This window comes from Schaalia odontolytica, from assembly GCF_009730335.1.
GTDB classification, from domain to species: domain Bacteria; phylum Actinomycetota; class Actinomycetes; order Actinomycetales; family Actinomycetaceae; genus Pauljensenia; species Pauljensenia dentiphila.
This window is the reverse complement of record NZ_CP046315.1, coordinates 58,100-76,209: the sequence shown is the minus strand read 5'-3', so window position 1 is coordinate 76,209 and position 18,110 is coordinate 58,100. Positions and strand designations below refer to the sequence as shown.

Here is an 18,110-nt window from a genome sequence, read left to right as displayed (position 1 = left end):
TCGACATGGTATCACTCTGATACCACTTGCGCGGCCTGCCTACAACCAGCCTGCGGCGCGGGCCAGGGACGCGGCCTCGGCGCGCGTGCGCGCGTCCATCTTCAGCATCGACGACGACACGTGGTTGCGCACCGTCCCCTGGCTGAGCCCCAGCGAGTGAGCGATGTCCGCGATGGTGCCGCCGCCCTCGACCTCGCGTAAAACGTCGGCCTCGCGGTCCGTCAGGGGTGAGGAGCCCGCCGACAGCGCCTCGAGGGCCAGGCTCTGGTCGATCGCGCGGCCCCCCGCAGCCACCGTGCGCACTCCGTCGGCCAGGGCTTCGACCGGTGCATCCTTGACCATGAAGCCCGTGGCACCCGCGTCGAGGGCGCGCTGCAGGTATCCCGGGCGCCCGAATGTCGTCACGATGAGCACGCGCACGCCCGGGAAACGTGAGCGAATTGCCTGCGTGGCCGTGATGCCGTCCATACGGGGCATCTCGATGTCGATGATGGCGACGTCGACGGGGGTGCCCCTGCGGGCCGGGTCGTCCGCTGATGCCACGCGCGCCAGCTCCTCGAGGGCCTGCGCGCCATCTGCGGCCTGCGCGACGACCTTGATGTCGCGCTCCAGGTCCAGCAGCCCCGCCAGGGCACCGCGAATCATCGCCTGATCGTCGGCCACGAGTACCCGAATCGTCACGTCACCCTCCTGTCTGCGCTTGGGGTACCAGGCTAGCGCAGATCAGAGGATCATCTCTCGGGTGTGCCCGCCCCTCAGGATGAGCGAGCGTTGGGTTCGGAGCCGAAGGACAGCGCGAGCGTCCACGTGGAGCCCGACGCGCCCCAGGAAAGTGTGCCCTCGTCGCCGACCAGCTCGGACAGGCCCGCCAGGCCCGACCCTGATCCCGCGCTCGACGCGGCGTAGGCGGCTGAGTAACCGTCGTTGGTGACGGTTACGCCGCCGGGGGAGAGGCGGATGCGGACCCACGAGGGGTGCGCGTGCATGATCGCGTTCGTGACGCCCTCACGGATCACGTGAGCCGCCGCAGCCGAACGAGGACCCGACGGCGGCTCTCCCTCGTTCGTGATGTCGGCGTCGACGCGCGCGACCTCCAGGAGGGCACGGGCCTCCTCAAGCTCCTCGACGGGCGACAGGGCCCGCGTTGCCGCCACGATGCGGCGGACGTCAGCCAAGGCCTCGTTCGACTGAGCCGTGACCGCGCGCAGCTGCTCGCGCGCCTCCTCCACGCGACCCGCCTCCAGGAGGCGACCCGCCAGCTCGGACACCATCGTGATCCCCGTCAGCGAGTGCCCGAGGATATCGTGCAGGTCCGTGCTCAGGCGCGCACGCTCGGCGGCCTTCGCGCGCTGAATCGCGTCCTGGCGGCGCAGGCGCTCACGGGCCGAGCGTTCCATGCCCCAACGGGCAACCCCCACGAAACCGATGAGGAGGGCCAGGTACCAGATCATCCACAGTGGCTCTCCCTCGGCATAAGCGGCCACGCCCGCAATGGCGACGATCGGCACGACGCCCGAGGGGACGAAGCGAATTGGCGCCTGGAAAATCCATGCGACCAGCAGATACGACGTCAGCATGAATGCGTACGGGAAACCGACAGCGGTCGCGTAGACGAGGTAGATGGCCGTCGCCGCCGCCAGCGCCGCGTGTGAGAGGATGAATGGCCTCGTGAAAGAGTTGCGTGCTGGAAGGGGATTGGTCAGCCACACCGCCGAGTTAGCGGCCGCGAGGAGGGCGCACAGCCCGATGATGCCCGCGCGCTGGGCGGTATCCGTCAACTCCAGGGCGTAGGCCAGGGGGAAGCCCATGAACAGCATCCACGGGGCCGCCCACGCCAGGGAGATCAAGCGCTCCTTCATGGCAACAGCCTATCGACCCGTGTCGTGGGACGCACCCCACCAGGCGATGCCGGCCGTGATGACCGCCCACCCGGCGATGTTGAGCCACGCGGCGGTCGGCATCGTCACGGTTCCGGCGACGGCGTAGATCGCCTGGACGGCGCCGTACAGAGGTGTGAAGGGCGCGATCTGTGCGACGAAAGGCGGCAGCTGGTCCAGCGGGATGAACATGCCGGACACGAACGCGCCCATCAGCATGACGAACGCGGAGGCGCTGTAGGCGTTCTCACCCTTGATCGTGTATCCGCAGGCCAGGCCGATGAGCGCACCCAGGGCCGACAGGGCGACGACGACCGCGGCGCTGGCCGCCCACGCGCCCGGGGTCATCTGCGCGCCCGTGGCCAGGCCAAAGCTGAAGGTGATGAGTGTGATAAACGCGCTCAGCGCCACGAGGGCCGTGAGGCGTACGAGGAGGATCACCCACGGCTGGATGGGGGTCAGCGCGTACATGCGCGAGATGCCGGTCGTGCGCTCGACGGACAGCGTCGCGCCGAGCGAGCCTCCGACCAGGATGACGCCGTACGTGGTCATCATCGCGATCATCGCGGCTGCCAGGTTCCCGCGCCCGGTCTGGGTCGTGCGCGCAACATCGGTCATGCCGAACATCGCGTACATGAACATGGGGAGCAGCAGGGCAAACGCCATGTTCCACGGGTTGAGGATGTGGGACAGGAAAGTCGCGCGCCACAGCTTGCCCGCTCCGGTGAAGGGGGAGGGAATCGGTCGGTCGGTGGCTCGTGCGGGTGCCTGGGTGGTCATGATGCCTTCTTCGTGTGTCGTGTCTGCGTTCGTGGGGCGTGGGCCTCGGCGTTGGCCTCGGGACGCGGCTGGGGACGGCTCATCGGGGTGGGCGTTCGTCGCGCTCACTCGGCGTCGGTGTGGGAGGTGATGCGCTCGAAGACGTCTTCGAGGTCCTCGTTGTCGGCGACGACCTGCTCGGTGGGAGCGTCCAGGAGGACCTTCCCGGCGTCAATGATCACGATGCGGTCGGCGTCCTTGCGGGCCTCGGTCAGGTAGTGCGTGGCGAAGAGGAGCGTGCGGCCCTCCGCGGCCTCGGCGCGCATCGTCTCCCAGAAGGCGCGGCGGGCCAGCGCATCCATGCCGGCGGTCGGCTCGTCGAGGATCAGGAATTCCGGGTTGCCGGCCAGTGCGAGGGCGAGGCGCACGCGCTGGCGCTCGCCTCCGGAAAGCTTGTCGAGGGGGCGCTTGGCGAGCTTGGTGAGGTTTGTGCGTTCGAGGAGCTCGTCGGTGGGGATTGGGTTGGCGTGCATTGCGGCGACCAGGTCGATCGTGTTGCGGACCTTCCCGTTGCGCGGCATCGATCCGGTCTGAAGCATCGCGCTCACGAGGGAGCGGCGCACGGCCTCGCGCGGGCTCATGCCGTAGACGCTGATGTCGCCCTGCGTGGGGGTGGCCAGGCCGAGGACGATGTCCAGGAAAGTGCTCTTGCCCGCGCCGTTGACGCCGAGGAGTGCCACGATCTCGCCGGGCATGAGGGTCAGGTTCACGCCGCGTAGCGCGTCGACGTGGCCGAAAGACTGGTGAATGTTTGTCGCCTGGAGGGCGGGCGTTGCTTCTGCGTTCATGGCTCCCAGTCTGCGCCCGTATTAATGGTCCCGGAAGTGCCCTTTGATGCAGGTGGTGCCGTGACAAATGTCAGGGGTGGCGTCCCCCGACAGTCGCATGCAATCTCCCCGAGCTAGTATCCTGCAATCCCTGGAAACGTTGGAATTGCGAAGATGCCATTTCAATGTGTGAAAGGTTGATAGGGACAATGCATGCGACATTGGTTTGATCAGTCGCTGGCTCCGCCGGCGAGCCCGTCACCTTGCGCCTGGGCCCGGCTTGTGTAGCGTGGGCCCGATACCTCGCACGTGGGCCCGATACCTCGCACGTTAACCCGATGATATGCGCGTGGGCGGCGCAGCCCAGGCGCATGTCTAGGGGTTTATGTGCGCGTCTAAGGGTTGACGCGCAGGTTCAAGGGCCCACGTGCGAACAACACACGATGACTAAGACCGAAACCACGACAGCGCAGACCCAATCAGTCACAACAGGCCGTTATCAGCGTTGTTCGCCGAGGTGGTCTGCAGTTTGGCGGCCACACCGCCTCCCGTCGGGACCTGGCCGCCCCCAAACGGGGGAAATGCGTCATTAGGGGTGTGACATGCCGGCGACACGCCGCCAGCCACCTCCTAATGCTGCAAAACCCCCATCGCCGCCGGTGTGGTGGGTACCCGGACCCGACGCCACCCGGGCCCGACGGCGCCCGGAACACCCGTGGGGCCACAAGCAACATCATCAATCGGGCCAAGCAACCCGGCAGGACACAGCGAGGGGCCCGAAGCGCCGCAGCGCCTCGGGCCCCACACTCGCGTGTGTCAGTTGCTCACAGGTTGAGCTGGATGTTGCGGCCGGGGACGGCCTCGATCAGCTCGCGCGTGTAGTCCTGGACCGGGTTGTTGAACAGCTCGTCCGTCGAGTTGGCCTCGACGAGCTTGCCCTTCTCCATGACGATCACGTCGTCGGCGATCTGGCGGACAACGGCCAGGTCGTGCGTGATGAACAGGTAGGACAGGCCCAGCTGTGCCTGCAGGTCGTTGAGCAGGTACAGGATCTGGTTCTGCACCAGCACGTCGAGGGCGGACACGGCTTCGTCCAGGACGATGACCTCCGGGTTGAGCGCGAGGGCGCGGGCCACGGCCACGCGCTGGCGCTGGCCGCCAGAGAGCTCGTTCGGGTAGCGGCGCATGGCGCTACGCGGCAGGGCCACCATGTCGAGCAGCTCGGAAGCGCGCGCGATGCGCAGCTTCTTCGGGTTGAACTGGCCTTTCTCGGCGGCGGTCAGCGAACGCTTCGCGTCGGCGGCCTCGACGAGGACGCGCATCCACTCTTCGGGCTCGCGGCCCGTGGCCTCGGCGCGCTTGATTTCGGCGCGCGCGTACTCCAGGGAGCCGTATCCGTGGATCTTCAGCGGCTCTTCGATCAGGCGGTAGATCGAGTACATGGGATCCAGGGAGCCGTAGGGGTTCTGGAACACGGCCTGGAGGCGGCGGCGCAGGCGGAAGAGCTCCGCCTCGCTCATCTGCGAGGTGTCCTCGCCGTCGAAGTAGACTTTGCCCTTGGTGGGCTTGAGGAGCTGGAGCACCATGTTCGCGGCGGTGGATTTGCCGGAGCCGGACTCGCCGACGACCGCAAGGGTCGTGCCCCGGCGCAGCTCGAAGGAAACGTCGTCGACGGCCAGGAAGGTGTCGTTGCCCTTCTTGGCACCGCGGATGTCGAATTCCTTCGTGAGGTTCTCGACGCGGATGATGGCGTCCGTGGAGGTCGCACCCTTGCCGGCGCCGACGAGCTCCTCGTCGGTGACCGCGATCCCCCGCTTGTGCGCGGACTCGATCCGCGCCGAGGCCAGGGAGGGCGCGGCGGACACGAGACGTTTCGTGTAGGGGTGCTGGGGGTGCTGGAGGATCTCGAGGGCGGGGCCGGACTCGACGATGCGGCCGCGGTGCATGACGACGAGCTGCTCGGCGCGCTCGGCCGCCAGGCCGAGGTCGTGCGTAATGAACAGCACGGCGGTGCCCATCTCGGCGGTGAGCTTGCCGAGGTGGTCGAGGATGCGGCGCTGGACGGTGACGTCCAGGGCGGAGGTCGGCTCGTCGGCGATCAGCAGCTTGGGGTGCGCGGCCATGCCGATGGCGATAAGCGCGCGCTGGCGCATGCCGCCGGAGAACTCGTGGGGGAACTGCTTGGCGCGGCGTTCCGCGTCGGGCAGGCCGGCTTCCTCGAGAAGGGCGGTGACGCGCTGTCCGACCTCGGAGCGGGGTACGACCTCGTTCGCGATGAGGGCTTCCTTGACCTGCTTGCCCACGCGGAGCACGGGGTTGAGGTTGCTCATCGGGTCCTGGGGGACGAGGCCGATGCCGGATCCGCGCAGCTCCACCCACTCACTGGTGGTCAGGTGGGTGATGTCGCGCCCGTCAAACTCGATCTTTCCGCCCGCGACCTTGCCGGTGCCCGGCAGCAGGCCGATGACGGCGGCGGCGGTCGTGGACTTACCGGAGCCGGACTCGCCGACGATGGCGACGGTCTGGCCGGGGTAGATCGTCAGGTTCGCGCCGCGCACGGCGGGGACGACGCCGGTCGAGGAGGTGAAAGTGACCTCCAGGTCCGTGATCTTAAGCAGGGGCTGCGCGTCGTCTGGGTGAATGTCGGACGAGGCCGGGGCCGTGCCGGCGGCGACGGCTCGTTCGACGATCTCTTCCATCTCCTTGTCGGAGAGCTGGGGGGTGTTCGTTTCGCTCACTTGCGTGCCTTCGGGTCGAGGGCTTCGCGCACGGCGTCGCCCATCATGATGAAGCTGAGGACGGTCAGGGCCAGGGCCGCGCCCGGGTAGAACAGGACCATCGGGTTGGTGCGCAGGGACGTCTGAGCGGACGAGATGTCAGCGCCCCAGGAGACGACCGACGTCGGCAGGCCGATGCCCATGAAGGACAGGGAGGCCTCGGACACGATGAAGGTGCCCAGCGCGACGGTCGCGTACACGATGATGGGGGCCATCGAGTTGGGGATGATGTGGCTCAGGAGGATGCGTGCGCGGGATGCGCCGGTCGCGCGGGCCGCCGTCACGAATTCTTCGTTCTTCGCGGATAGGACCGAGCCGCGGGTGATACGCGCGATGGAGGTCCAGCCGAACATGGACAGGACGATGACGACCATGGCGATGGAGCGCGAGCCCTTGAACATCTGCATGAACACGATCGCTGCGAGGAGCAGCGGGATCGCGAAGAACACGTCGGTGATGCGTGAGAGCAGAGCGTCGAACCAGCCGCCGAAGTAGCCGGCCAGCGCGCCGATGGTGCCGCCGATCAGCACGACGGCGAGGGTTGTGAGGATGCCGACGGACACGGATGCGCGGGCACCGTAGACGACGCGGGCGTAGATGTCGCAGCCCTGTTTGTCGAAGCCGAAGGGGTGTCCGGCGGAGGGGCCGGCGAGAGACGAGGAGAGTTCGCAGAACTTCGGGTCTGTCGCGGTAAAGAGCGAGGGGAAGAGCGCGAGGAGCGCGGCGAGCGCGATGATGAACGCGGCGATCCAGAAGGTCGGGCGGCGGCGCAGGCGCTTCCAGGCCTCGCCCCACATGGACGAGGGCGCGCCCTCGTCGGCGACCGCGTCGACGGCACCGAGGCCGGTCTCGTCGATGTCGGAGACGTAGTGGTCCTGGCCCGCGCGGGTGCGGGTGATGTTGGCGGAAGGAATCTGGTCACTCATAGCGGATCCTCGGGTCGAGCACGGCGTACAGGAGGTCGACGATCAGGTTCGCGATGATGTAGACCAGCACGAGCACTGTTGTCACCGACACGACGGTCTGGGGTTCGCCCTTGATGATGGCGTTCCACAGGGTGCCGCCGACGCCGTGGATGTTGAAGATGCCCTCGGTGATGATCGCGCCGCCCATGAGGGCGCCGAGGTCGCCACCGATGAAGGTGGCGACGGGGATGAGGGAGTTGCGCAGGATGTGGCGCGTCATGACGACGCCGCCAGACAGGCCTTTGGCGCGCGCGGTGCGCACGTAGTCCGCGGAAACGTTCTCGGAGACGGACTGGCGGGTCAGTCGGATGACGTAGGCCAGGGACACGCCGCCGAGCACCATGGCGGGCATGGTCAGGCTCTTAATGTCGACGGAGGCCGAGGCCGTGGTCGGAAGGATCGCGAGCTGAACACCCAGGACGTACTGGAGGACGAAGCCCAGAACGAAGGTGGGGACGGAGATCAGCAGCAGGGAGACCACGAGGATCGTGGAGTCGAACCACTTGCCGCGGCGCATGCCTGCGACGACGCCGAGGCCGATACCGAGGAAGGTCTCGATGGCGAGGGCGTAGATGGCGAGCCTCGCGGTCGTCGGGAAGGCGGTCGCCATGATGGACGTAACCTTCTGGCCGTTGAACGCGGTGCCGAAGTCGAGGGTGAAGACTCCCTTAAGGTACAGCAGGTACTGCATCCAGAAGGGCTTGTCCAGGTTGTACTGGGCGCGGATCTGCGCGGCGGCGGCCTCGGAGAGGCCGCGGTCGCCGCCGAGTGCGGCGACGGGGTCACCTGGCATCAGGTAGACCATCGCGAAGATCAGAAAGGTGGCTCCGAAGAAGACCGGGATGGTCTGGAGGAGTCGCCGTCCGATGTAGCGGAGCATGGACAATCCTTTAGTGTTCGTGTCGTGGGAGGGGAGGTACCGATCCCTGGCGGAGCCTCGCAGGCGAGGCCGACTATGGTCTCATCATAGGGTAAAGAATGGGCAAATGGCGCATCAGTCTCTGAATTTGTCAGCCGCATCAATCCCGTGATGCTGTTTTGAGATGAAAGTGTGTGCCGCGTCAATGCGGGTGTGCGGTGCGTCGCTGAGCTGCGTGGATGTGTTTGCGGCTGTCAAGAAGATGCCCGCGGGGCGGGCGGCTTGTGCCGCCCGCCCCGCGGGAGAGGTTAACCTTGTGCGATCACTTCTTGGTGACCTTGTACAGCACGGGCTGGCCCTTCCAGTCGAACTGGACGTTGTCGACGTTCTTCGACCAACCGCCGCTGACGTTCGGGTACCACAGCGGGACGGCCGGCAGGTCCTGGAGCAGGATCGTCTGGGCCTTCTGGAGGGTCTTGACGGCGTCCGCGGTCGTGGTGGCGGAGGACGCCTGGATCATCAGGGAGTCGAACTCGCTGTTGGAGTAGCCGCCCTTGTTGGCGTCGGCACCGGTGGCGAACTGGGGCTGCAGGAAGTTGTACAGCGCCGGGTAGTCGCCCTGCCAGCCGTTACGGAACGCGCCGGTCATCTCGCCCTTGTCCTCGGCATCGAGCAGCGACTTGAAGTCGGCGAAGGGGTTGCCTTCAGCATCGATGCCCAGGGTGTTCTTGATGGAGTTAGCGGTCGCGTCGACCCATTCCTTGTGGCCACCGTCAGAGTTGTAGGCGATGGTGAAGGCGCCGTCCCACGGGGAGATGGCGTCGGCCTGTGCCCACAGTTCCTTGGCCTTGTTGGGGTTGTAGGTCAGGACATCGTTGCCGGCGATGTTGGCGTCGTAGCCCTCGAGGGTCGGGGCCGTGAAGTCCTTGGCGGGGGTACGGGTGCCGTTGAAGATGGTCTTCGTGATGGTGTCACGATCGACGGCCAGGGAGATGGCCTGGCGGCGCAGGCGGCCTTCCTCACCGGAGAAGTGGGGCAGGTACTGCGGGATCGTGAAGTACTGGACGCCAGCGTAGGGCTGGTTCACGGTGCGGCCGGGCAGCTCGGACTCGAAGGTCTTGAAGACGGAGGCCGGGACGCCGTCGAGGATGTCGAGGGAGTCGGAAGACAGGTCCTGGTAGCCAGCGTCGAGGCTCGTGTAGAAGACGAAGGTCACGCCGTCGTTCTGAGCCTTGGTGTCACCCACGTAGTGCTCGTTGGGGACGGTCGCGAACTTGACGTTGTGCTCCCATGCGTCAGCGGAGGCCATCTTGTAGGGGCCGTTACCCACGGGGGCCTGGCCGCCTGCTTCGGGGTTCTCCAGGGTCGAGTCCGGAAGCGGCGCGTAGGCGACGTAACCCAGGCGCGACATGAAGTCCGAGGTGGGGTTCTTCAGCTTCGCGGTGAAGGTGTAGTCGTCAACCTCGGTCAGACCGGTGATCTCACCGTTGCCCTCGTCGTCGGTGCCTTCGAAGATGCTGAAGAACGCAGCCTGCTGCTGCTGCTTCGACGTGATGAGGTTCCAGGCCTTGATGAAGTTGTGGGCCTGGACGGGGGTGCCGTCGGAGAACTTGCGGTCGTTGTGGAGCTTGATGGTCCACTCGGACGCGTCCTCGTTGGGCTCGATGGACTCGGCAACGTCGAGGACGGCCGTGCCGTCGGTCTCGTAGCGGACGAGCTGGCTGAACAGGACGGTCAGGATCCTGCCACCGCCGTTTTCGTTGGTCAGGCCCGGCAGGAGCGGGTTCTGGGGCTCGTTGCCGTTGGCGGTGATGACCTTGTCGCCGGAGCCGGACGACGTGGTGCCGCCGCCGGCGCAGGCGGTCAGAGCGAGCGCGGCAGCCGCGGGGATGACGAGCCATGCCTTCTTCAGGTTCATGGATTCTTCCTCCTGGTTGATGGGTGGAACTGAGGCGGTGCCCTCAGGTATGGTCCGAGATTAACCCGTGCCGCGTGGAATTCATGAAAGATGTCCATCATGTGCGCATTACATTTTGGTTACAAACGTAAAAAGTAGGTCAAATCATGGTGTAGGTCACATAAAAGTGGGACTGTTGTGACCAAGTGTTCATGCGACGAGGCCGGGGCTGAGCGTGCGGACACGCCCGGCCCCGGCCTTGTCGAGTAAAGGGGAGGAATTAGGAGAGCAAACCCTCGGAAATAAGCCACTCGCGGGCGATCTGCGAGGCGGACTTCTGGTCCACCGTCGACGCCCGGTTCATCTCCACCAGGTCCTGAGCGTCCATCGCGGCGCTCACCCGATTGATGACCGCTGCGGCCTGATCGCTGACGCGTGACGAGGCCAGGGGTACCACGTGCGAGGCCAGGAACAGGCCCTTCGGGTCATCCAAGACCTTCAGCGTCCCGTCAGCCAGCGCCGGGTCCGAGGAGTAGATGTTTGCCAGCTGGATGTCGCCGTCCTTCAGCGCCTTGACGGTGAGAGGGCCGCCCGAGTCCTCAATCGGAGTGAACCCGACGGTCACGCCGTAGGTCTGTGACAGTCCCGTCGGACCGTATGGCCGCGTCTGCAACTCCGAGTTGCCACCCAGGGTGAGCGTGCCCGCGCTCGCGAGGTCGCCGATTGAGGCCAGCGAATGCGCGGCTGCGAAATCTGCCGTCACCACGTAGGAATCCTGGTCGGTCGCAGGTGCCTGCTCGAGGGCGCGCAGGCCCGAGGGGAGCGCGGTCTGCAGAGCTGCGTAGACCTCGTCCGTGGATCGCGCGGTTGCGTCAGCATCCAGGTACTGCAGCAGGTTGCCCGTGTACTCGGGGAACACGTCGATTGCGCCGGCCTCGATCTCGGGCATGTAGACCTCGCGCTGGCCGATCCGCAGCTGGCGGTCGACCGTGAATCCCGCCCCTTCGAGGGCCTGGGCGTACGCCTCTGCGATGATCTCGTTGGAGTAGTAGTCCTGCGACCCCACGATGAGCGTCGTCGAGCCGTTCTCCGAACCCCCGGTGCTCGTGTTGCCGCCGACCGACTCTGCCGAACCGCAGGCGGCCAGGGCCAGGGCGGAAGCCGCGACGGCAGCCATTGTGATCATCGTGCGTTTCATAGTGACTCCTTGAGTGAGTTGTTCTCGTTGTCTGAGTAAGAATGTGTGCGGGCGCGTAGGCGCCGGGCGATGAGCGCCAGGAGTGCGTCGGTCACCAGCGCGAGGGCGACGACGACTATCGCGCCGCCGATCATCTCCGCGTAGTCGCGGGTCTTGAGCCCCTCGTAGAGGAAACGTCCGAGGCCGTAGTTCGCCGTGTAGGCCGCCAGTGTCGTCGTCGCGATCACCTGGAGGGTTGCCGAGCGGACCCCTGCCGCGACGAGGCCGGCCGCGTGCGGGGCCTCCACCTGCGCGAGGACCTGGGGCTCGGTAAGCCCGATCGCTCGCGCCGCGTCCACGGTGGCCCGCGGCGTCGAGGCGATTCCCGAGTAGGTCGCCGACAGGAGCGGCGGGATCGCCAGAACGAGGAGCGCGAGCGTGGGTGCCGCAAGCCCGATACCCAGCCACAGGCCGGCCAGCGTCAGCACGCCGAGCGTTGGGATCGCCCGAGCCGCGCCCGTCGCGCTCACCAGCCATCGGCCCTTGCCCGTGTGCCCGATCCACGTGCCCAGCGGCAGCGCGATGAGCGCTGCGAGCGTCACGATCAGAAGAGTGAGGCCCAGGTGTTGGGCAGTCCGAACGAGGATCCCGGACTCGCCCAGCCAGTGCGCGGGGACCGTCAGCCATGTCAGGGCGTCAAGGAGAATGTTCATGCCCGCCCCCTTCTCGTCCACGGGGTGAGGGCCCAGCCGATTCCCTGGATCAGCGCATCGACGACGAGCGCAAGGAGAACCGTCGCGACCAAGCCGGCCACGACCTCGGCGATGAGCCCGCGCTGAAAGCCGTCAGTGAACAGCGTGCCCAGCGAGCGCACGCCGATGAATGCGCCTACTGTCACGAGCGACACCGTCGACGTGGCGACTACGCGCGTGCCCGCGACGATGACGGGTGTCGCCAGGGGGAGCTCCACCTCGACGAAACGCCGAAAGAGGGGATAGCCGCACGCGTTCGCGGCCTGCAGTGTCGCGCGAGGGATCGCGCGGAAGCCCTCCGCCACCTGGCGCACCAGCACCGCCACGCCGTACAGCGTCAGGACAATGATCATGTTGGCGGGCGAGCGCAGCGCCACCCCGACGATCACAGGAATGACAATCAGGAGCGGCAGCGACGGCACCGCGTACAGCGCCGACAGGGCAGACAGGACCCAGCCGCCACGGCGAGAAAATGCCGCCCAGCGTGCGATCGGCACGGACATCAGCACCGACAGTGCGATCGCTGGGAGGGCGATCCACAGGTGCGCGAGCGTCAGGGAGCCAATCACTCCCCAGTTCGAGGACAGCCAGGTCACGGGCGCTCCCCGGCCTCGTCGGTCGTCAGCGTGCCCACGGGGGTGCCGGCGTCGTCGACGACCAGGCCGCCCGGCCCTGCGATGCGCACCGGGCGCGCGGCACGCGAGGCGCCCACGAAATCCGCGACGAAGGGCGAGGCGGGAGAGCAGAGCAGCTCGGTGGGTGTCCCCACCTGCTCGATGTGGCCGCCCGTCGAGAGGACGGCGACCTGGTCGCCCAGCGTGAACGCCTCGTCCACGTCGTGCGTCACGAAGAGGATCGTCGTACCCAGCGTGCGCTGAATCTCCTTCAGCTCACGCTGCAGATCGGCGCGAACGATCGGATCCAGAGCGCCGAAGGGCTCGTCCATCAGCAGGATGTCCGCGCGATTGGCCAGCGCCCGAGCCACGCCCACGCGCTGACGCTGGCCGCCCGACAGCTGGGCGGGGTAGCGATCAGCCATCTCGCGATCCAGGCCCACCAGCTCGAGGAGCTCGAGCGCGCGCTCGCGGGAAGCCTGCTTCGTGGCGCCCTCCAGGCGTGGGACGGTCGCGATATTGTCTGCGATGCTTCGGTGGGGGAAGAGGCCGCCCTCCTGCAGGACGTAGCCGATCGAGCGGCGCAGGCGCACGGGGTCCTCGCCTGCGACGTCCTGGTCTCGTACGAATACCCTGCCCGAGGTTGGGGTGACCATCGCGTTCACCATCCGCATGAGCGTCGTCTTGCCGCAGCCCGAGGTGCCCAGGAAGACGGTCGTGGAACCCTGCTCGACGGTGAGGGAAAAGTCCTCGACGGCGCGTGTGCCGCCCGGGTAGGTCTTGGAGACGTGGTCGAAGCGAATCATGCGCGCTCCTTGGCAGCCTCGGCGATGAGCGCGAGGCAGCGCGTCAGCTCCTTGCGCTGGACTGTGGAGAGCGGGGCGAAGAGGCGCTCCTGCTCCTTCTCGACGACCGCGCAGGCCTCCTCGAGGTGCGCCAGGCCCTGCTCTGTCACCGTCAGGATGGTCGCGCGCCGGTCATGCTCGTACGGGGTGCGGTGCAGCAGCCCGTCGCGGTGGAGGCGATCCACGAGGCGCGAGGCCGCTCCCAGGGTGATGCCCTGACTCGCCGCGACCTCCTGAATGCGGCACGCGGGGGTGTCTCGGACCGTGCGCAGGACGAGGAAGCGGCCGAGTGTCAGCGCGTTTCCGGCCTCGGAGAGGGCGGATTCAACGGCGCTCCAAGCGCGAACTTCCGTGTCGATCAGTGTCGCGAACAGCGTGCATGCATCTGTTGCCATGCCCACTACCTTACGCGTAAATAATTGATATGTATGGTGTTTGTGAGGGGAAACTCGTTGAGTTTTTGACGAGATAGGCGTTCTTGTGCTGTTTGTGAGCGGCCCACAACTGTGTGTGGGGCGTGGTCGGCGGGACTAGGCGCGGTGCTACAGTGCGTGGTATCGGCGAGTGGCAAGCTCCGGGGCCCTCGCTCGACGCAAGTCAGTGCCCAGTCGTGGGTGCGTTTTCCCGGCGCGTGACTCGCATATCGATGAGGAGTGTTAAAGGTGCGGAAACGTCTCTACTCTCTGCTGGATGGTGATGGTGGAGCGGCAATGTGGTGCGGGCGCGTCATGACCGTGCTCATTATCGCCAGCCTGCTCCCCCTGTGCTTCAAGGAATCCAGCCCCGTCCTCGAGACAATCGAGTACGCCTGCGTCCTCGTGTTCATCGCCGACTACCTGGCACGATGGGCGACGGCGGATCTGAAGCTCGGCAAGGGCGCATTGTCGTTCCTGATCTATCCCTTCACCCCCATGGCCGTCATCGACTTGCTGTCGATCCTGCCAGTCTTCAATGCCCTCAACGACGCGCTGCGCACGCTGCGAGTCCTCCGCCTGTTTCGGGCCCTGCGGACGTTCAAGCTCATTCGCTACTCGAAGAGCGCCTCCGTCATCGCCGCCGTGTTCGAGAAAGAGAGGGAGGCGCTGCTCGCCGTCCTCGGCCTGGCCATCGGCTACATCCTCGTCAGCGCCCTCGCCATCTTTAACGTCGAGCCGGAAACCTTCAACACCTTCTTCGATGCCGTGTACTGGGCGGTCGTCTCCCTGACGACCGTCGGCTACGGCGACCTCTACCCCACCTCCGACGTGGGGCGTGCCATCGCCATGATCTCCTCGCTCATGGCGATGGCACGCCCCACCTCCGACGTGGGGCGTGCCATCGCCATGATCTCCTCGCTCATGGGCGTCGCCGTCGTTGCCCTGCCCTCGGGCATCATCACGGCGGGCATGCTCGACGAGCTGCGCGGTGGCGGGGGCGAGGGGAACTGAGCGTGCTGGGCCGTCGTTGCCCCTGTGCATCTTCGTGGCCCCTGCCTCCCCCGAAAAAGTCGCATGCAATTCTCAGTCGGTCACTTTATAGGTGTGCCTAAAAACGTTGGAATTCCGGGCATTGGGCTGACGGTGTTCGTGGGGCGTTCGGGGAATTGCATGCGGAATTGGGAGGGATAAACGAGGCCGGGGCCCGACCCACCCCTCACCGTGCGGTGAGCGAGTGGCCGAGCCCCGGCCTCGTCTATGAACGCGTCAGATCAGGCGTCAGCCTGCGGCGCGGGGGAGCGGTGGCGCTTCGAGTACGCCTCGCCCTCCAGCTCCGAACCCGACGGCGCGGACGCGGGGGTCGCCGCCTCCAGGTTCGTGCCGCGCAGCTTCGAGATCAGGCGCATGCCGTGGTAGATCAGCAGAGCGGCAGCCGTGCCCAGCGCGATGCCGCCGAAGGTCATGTCGCCGACAACCCACGTGAAGTTTGCGATCGCGACGATCAGGGCGACCGCGGCGGTGTTCAGGTTCACGGGGTTGGAGAAGTCCACGCGGTTCTGCACCCAGATGCGAACGCCCAGCATGCCGATCATGCCGTACAGGACCGTGCCCGCGCCGCCGAGGACGCCCGGGGGAATCGTCGCGATGAGGGCGCCGAACTTCGGCAGCATCGACAGGACCAGGGCGACACCGGCCGCGATGATGTACGCCGCCGTCGAGTACACGCGGGTCGCAGCCATGACGCCGATGTTCTCCGCGTAGGTCGTCGTGCCCGAGCCGCCGCCGCTGCCGGCCAGCATCGTGGAGAGGCCGTCCGCCACGAGTGCGCGGCCCGTCAGGTCGTCCATGTTCTCGCCCGTCATCGCGGACACCGACTTCACGTGGCCGACGTTCTCGGCGACCAGGATGAAAACGACCGGCAGGAACAGGCCGAGGGTCGAGAAGGAGAATGCGGGGGTGTGGAATTCGGGGAAGCCGATCCATGCGGCGTTGCTCACCTTGGAGAAGTCGACCTCACCCTGGTAGATCGCTACCAGGTAGCCGATCAGTACGCCGATGAGGATCGAGAGGCGGCCGAGGATGCCCTTGAAGAGGACGGTCACGACGCAGATCGACACGATCGTCACGACGGCTGTGATCGGGCCTTGCTTCACCCAGTCCCAGGCGGCGGGCGCCAGGTTGAGGCCGATGAGAGCTACGATCGCGCCCGTCACCACGGGCGGCATGACAGCATCAATCCAGCGCACGCCCGCGAAGTGGACGATCAGGCCGACGAGTGCCAGCGTCGCGCCCACCGCAATGATGCCGCCGAGCGCGTAGGACGGGCCCATGGAGGAGCTGACTGCCTGGATCGGCGCGATCAGCGCGAACGAAGAACCCAGGTACGAGGGCAGGCGGCCCGCCGTAATCAGGAAGAACAGCAGGGTGCCGATCGCGGTGAAAAAAAGCGTTGTTGACGGGGGGAAACCCGTCAACAACGGAACAAGGAACGTGGCGCCAAACATTGCGACCACGTGCTGAGCACCAATACCTGCGGTGCGCGGCCACGAGAGTCGTTCACTCGGAAGGACGACGTCGCCGGGATTAATGGACGTGCCGTTACCGTGAAGCTTCCAACGGAACAGCGGGGTCTTCGTTTCGCTCATAAGCGTGCAAATCCGATCAGTTGATGGGCAGAATGGCCGTACCGGTCGGAATAACAGGGTAGCGCGTCCATCCCTGTCCGCGCAGGTTTCGCCACGCCTAAACCCCTTCAGCGGGCAAAGTGTGGTGCATGCCCCTCCCGTTATGGAATAGTGGAGCACATGAGTCAGCCGTCCTCGAACATCGCCCCCGCCGTCTCGAGCGTGCCCTGGGCGACCCCGGATGCGACCTCGTCGATGGATGCGCCGGGCGACCGCTTCGGATACGCGCCGGGCCGCCTTCGCGTCCCCAGCGCCGACCTCTCGGGGCCCACGTTCCCCGGGACGCAGTACGTAGATGTTGCTGCGATCTTCGCCGATGGTGGCTACAACTCGCCCAAGCCGATTGGGAATCCCCTCGCGAAGGCTGCCCTGTGGGTCAGCGTCTTCGGAATTTTCTTCCTTCCGATTGTCGTCTCGGTCGTCCTTGCGATCATTGCCCTCGTGCAGGCGCAAAACCTGCCCGGCCGCGTCGGCGCGCGCGAAGCCATCGCAGCCCTCGCATTCGACAGCATCCTGATCGGCGGCGCCGTGATCTTCTATCTGATCGGCTTTTCTGGGCTCTTCTAAGGGGTTCGTGCCGCGCTGTGACCTGCTCCATTGGCCAGGATTGGCGCTGAGAGCCTTTTGTCGCTTATGATTGTCCTGCACGATGTGCACGGAGGATTCGCCTAGTGGCCTATGGCGCACGCTTGGAAAGCGTGTTGGGTGCAAGCCCTCGGGGGTTCGAATCCCCCATCCTCCGCCACCGGACCCCGGGACCGCTTCAGGTTCCGGGGTTTTTGTTGCCTGTGGCGTCCGTGTTGTGGGTGCCGTGTGGCCTGACTTGATGGGCCTGGCCGCAGTGCCGGTGGGCGGCGGCCCGCCTGCTCGCCGTCCGCGCCGCGAGCTTCGCTCGGCGCGTCGTCTCGGAGCCCGGCCAGGCCCCGCCACCGCCCACCGGCACTGCGGCCAGGCCCTCCGGCGCCCTCCACACCGGCGGCGCTTGTGGTGCTGTGTGCACCGGCCGCTAATCGGGCGGTCACTGCGCTGCTGAGCCCAGGCCTCGTCCCGTTAGACTCCGAGGCCCTCGACGATCTCTGCGCCCGGGAGCGCGGCCAGGACATCGCCAGTCACAAAGAGCTTTGATCGGCGCAGGCCCGAGCCGATGCAGCTCCATCCGACCGCGCACGCCGAGTCGATGAGGAGCCGCCATGAGCCGGGTATGCCCACCGGCGTGATGCCGCCGTACTCCATGCCCGACGCCTCAACCGCGCGTTCCTGCGGCCAGAAACTCGCTTTGCGCACGTCGAGGCGCTTCTTCACGACATGGTTGACGTCCGCGTTCGTCGTCGCGCGCACGACGCACGCTGCGATCCGCTCCTCGCCGGCGCGCTTGCCGGCCACCAGAATGCAGTTCGACGACAGTGCCAGGTCCATGCCGAACTCGCGCGTCATGACCTCCGTGTCCGCGAGCTCCGGGTCGATCGCGACAACCAGTGCGGACGAGGCCGTGGCTACTCCACGCTCGGCCAGCGCGGTCAGTGCAGCGGCGACGGGTGGGGCGAGTAGATCGAGATGGTCCAGTGCGGGTGCCGGCTCCAGTGAGCCGATGCGGGGAATGCTGATGTCGCTCATGGTCTCAGGGTAGGTCTGTTCGCCGTGGGTTGGTGGCGCCTGGTCAG

General features: G+C 66.5%; 17 protein-coding genes and 1 tRNA gene. 3 read left to right on the top strand and 15 right to left on the bottom strand.

The annotated features are described in order from the left end of the window. Positions 1-39: 39 nt before the first annotated feature. The 13 genes from FOC40_RS00345 to FOC40_RS00285 all read right to left on the bottom strand — a co-directional run bounded on the left by FOC40_RS00345 (position 40) and on the right by FOC40_RS00285 (position 13,744). Positions 40-681: a response regulator transcription factor gene (locus tag FOC40_RS00345; RefSeq protein WP_003797345.1), complete on the bottom strand. Its 642-nt coding sequence runs from the start codon at positions 679-681 to the stop codon at positions 40-42. 74 nt (positions 682-755) lie between these two features. Then, the gene (locus FOC40_RS00340) at positions 756-1,859 is read right to left on the bottom strand and encodes a sensor histidine kinase (protein ID WP_003797342.1); all 1,104 of its coding nucleotides are present in this window, start codon (positions 1,857-1,859) and stop codon (positions 756-758) included. 9 nt (positions 1,860-1,868) lie between these two features. Continuing rightward, positions 1,869-2,657, bottom strand: a complete 789-nt coding sequence (locus tag FOC40_RS00335; RefSeq protein ID WP_003797340.1) for an ABC transporter permease — start codon at positions 2,655-2,657, stop codon at positions 1,869-1,871. A 104-nt stretch (positions 2,658-2,761) separates the two neighbouring features. Further along, on the bottom strand, positions 2,762-3,484 hold the full coding sequence (locus FOC40_RS00330) for an ABC transporter ATP-binding protein (RefSeq protein WP_003797338.1): 723 nt from the start codon (positions 3,482-3,484) through the stop codon (positions 2,762-2,764). An 803-nt stretch (positions 3,485-4,287) separates the two neighbouring features. Next, a complete protein-coding gene (locus tag FOC40_RS00325; protein ID WP_003797336.1) occupies positions 4,288-6,201 on the bottom strand; it encodes a dipeptide ABC transporter ATP-binding protein in 1,914 nt (637 codons plus the stop codon). After that, on the bottom strand, positions 6,198-7,166 hold the full coding sequence (locus tag FOC40_RS00320; RefSeq protein ID WP_003791753.1) for an ABC transporter permease: 969 nt from the start codon (positions 7,164-7,166) through the stop codon (positions 6,198-6,200). The genes FOC40_RS00325 and FOC40_RS00320 overlap by 4 nt, the downstream gene beginning before the upstream one ends. Beyond that, positions 7,159-8,085 carry an ABC transporter permease gene (locus FOC40_RS00315; protein WP_003797334.1) on the bottom strand — a complete coding sequence of 309 codons (927 nt, stop codon included), beginning with the start codon at positions 8,083-8,085 and terminating at the stop codon, positions 7,159-7,161. Before FOC40_RS00315 ends, FOC40_RS00320 begins: the two co-directional genes overlap by 8 nt. 301 nt (positions 8,086-8,386) lie before the next feature. Continuing rightward, the gene (locus tag FOC40_RS00310) at positions 8,387-9,982 is read right to left on the bottom strand and encodes a peptide ABC transporter substrate-binding protein (RefSeq protein ID WP_003797331.1); all 1,596 of its coding nucleotides are present in this window, start codon (positions 9,980-9,982) and stop codon (positions 8,387-8,389) included. Between the two features lie 259 nt (positions 9,983-10,241). Further along, positions 10,242-11,159 (bottom strand): ABC transporter substrate-binding protein, encoded by a 918-nt coding sequence (locus FOC40_RS00305; RefSeq protein WP_003797329.1) that lies wholly within the window; start codon positions 11,157-11,159, stop codon positions 10,242-10,244. After that, positions 11,156-11,851: an ABC transporter permease gene (locus FOC40_RS00300; RefSeq protein WP_039929912.1), complete on the bottom strand. Its 696-nt coding sequence runs from the start codon at positions 11,849-11,851 to the stop codon at positions 11,156-11,158. Before FOC40_RS00300 ends, FOC40_RS00305 begins: the two co-directional genes overlap by 4 nt. Then, positions 11,848-12,486: an ABC transporter permease gene (locus FOC40_RS00295; protein ID WP_003797325.1), complete on the bottom strand. Its 639-nt coding sequence runs from the start codon at positions 12,484-12,486 to the stop codon at positions 11,848-11,850. The genes FOC40_RS00300 and FOC40_RS00295 overlap by 4 nt, the downstream gene beginning before the upstream one ends. After that, complete coding sequence (locus tag FOC40_RS00290) at positions 12,483-13,310, bottom strand: ABC transporter ATP-binding protein (protein WP_003797323.1); 828 nt, start codon at positions 13,308-13,310, stop codon at positions 12,483-12,485. The genes FOC40_RS00295 and FOC40_RS00290 overlap by 4 nt, the downstream gene beginning before the upstream one ends. After that, positions 13,307-13,744, bottom strand: a complete 438-nt coding sequence (locus FOC40_RS00285; protein ID WP_003797321.1) for a MarR family winged helix-turn-helix transcriptional regulator — start codon at positions 13,742-13,744, stop codon at positions 13,307-13,309. The genes FOC40_RS00290 and FOC40_RS00285 overlap by 4 nt, the downstream gene beginning before the upstream one ends. 267 nt (positions 13,745-14,011) lie before the next feature. Here FOC40_RS00285 and FOC40_RS00280 point away from each other — a divergent pair, with 267 nt between their 5' ends. Next, on the top strand, positions 14,012-14,776 hold the full coding sequence (locus FOC40_RS00280) for an ion transporter (protein WP_155844081.1): 765 nt from the start codon (positions 14,012-14,014) through the stop codon (positions 14,774-14,776). A gap of 260 nt (positions 14,777-15,036) precedes the next feature. Here FOC40_RS00280 and FOC40_RS00275 read toward each other — a convergent pair whose 3' ends face one another. Further along, positions 15,037-16,410, bottom strand: a complete 1,374-nt coding sequence (locus FOC40_RS00275) for a uracil-xanthine permease family protein (RefSeq protein WP_003797317.1) — start codon at positions 16,408-16,410, stop codon at positions 15,037-15,039. Positions 16,411-16,569: 159 nt separating this feature from the next. Between FOC40_RS00275 and FOC40_RS00270 the strand changes: the two genes are divergently transcribed. Together FOC40_RS00270 and FOC40_RS00265 are read left to right on the top strand one after the other, a co-directional pair. Beyond that, positions 16,570-17,016, top strand: a complete 447-nt coding sequence (locus FOC40_RS00270; protein WP_003791775.1) for a hypothetical protein — start codon at positions 16,570-16,572, stop codon at positions 17,014-17,016. A gap of 90 nt (positions 17,017-17,106) precedes the next feature. Then, positions 17,107-17,194 (top strand) — tRNA-Ser (locus FOC40_RS00265). Between the two features lie 305 nt (positions 17,195-17,499). On the opposite strand, the gene FOC40_RS00260 is transcribed toward FOC40_RS00265, so the two are convergent. Next, positions 17,500-18,063 carry a YbaK/EbsC family protein gene (locus FOC40_RS00260; protein WP_003797311.1) on the bottom strand — a complete coding sequence of 188 codons (564 nt, stop codon included), beginning with the start codon at positions 18,061-18,063 and terminating at the stop codon, positions 17,500-17,502. Positions 18,064-18,110: the final 47 nt, after the last annotated feature.

Coding starts and splice junctions, on each gene's coding strand:
- FOC40_RS00310 (WP_003797331.1), bottom strand. CDS start 9,982: ATGAACCTGAAGAAGGCATGGCTCGTCATCCCCGCGGCTGCCGCGCTC.
- FOC40_RS00260 (WP_003797311.1), bottom strand. CDS start 18,063: ATGAGCGACATCAGCATTCCCCGCATCGGCTCACTGGAGCCGGCACCC.
- FOC40_RS00335 (WP_003797340.1), bottom strand. CDS start 2,657: ATGACCACCCAGGCACCCGCACGAGCCACCGACCGACCGATTCCCTCC.
- FOC40_RS00300 (WP_039929912.1), bottom strand. CDS start 11,851: ATGAACATTCTCCTTGACGCCCTGACATGGCTGACGGTCCCCGCGCAC.
- FOC40_RS00285 (WP_003797321.1), bottom strand. CDS start 13,744: ATGGCAACAGATGCATGCACGCTGTTCGCGACACTGATCGACACGGAA.
- FOC40_RS00275 (WP_003797317.1), bottom strand. CDS start 16,410: ATGAGCGAAACGAAGACCCCGCTGTTCCGTTGGAAGCTTCACGGTAAC.
- FOC40_RS00270 (WP_003791775.1), top strand. CDS start 16,570: ATGAGTCAGCCGTCCTCGAACATCGCCCCCGCCGTCTCGAGCGTGCCC.
- FOC40_RS00290 (WP_003797323.1), bottom strand. CDS start 13,310: ATGATTCGCTTCGACCACGTCTCCAAGACCTACCCGGGCGGCACACGC.
- FOC40_RS00320 (WP_003791753.1), bottom strand. CDS start 7,166: ATGAGTGACCAGATTCCTTCCGCCAACATCACCCGCACCCGCGCGGGC.
- FOC40_RS00340 (WP_003797342.1), bottom strand. CDS start 1,859: ATGAAGGAGCGCTTGATCTCCCTGGCGTGGGCGGCCCCGTGGATGCTG.
- FOC40_RS00330 (WP_003797338.1), bottom strand. CDS start 3,484: ATGAACGCAGAAGCAACGCCCGCCCTCCAGGCGACAAACATTCACCAG.
- FOC40_RS00315 (WP_003797334.1), bottom strand. CDS start 8,085: ATGCTCCGCTACATCGGACGGCGACTCCTCCAGACCATCCCGGTCTTC.
- FOC40_RS00305 (WP_003797329.1), bottom strand. CDS start 11,159: ATGAAACGCACGATGATCACAATGGCTGCCGTCGCGGCTTCCGCCCTG.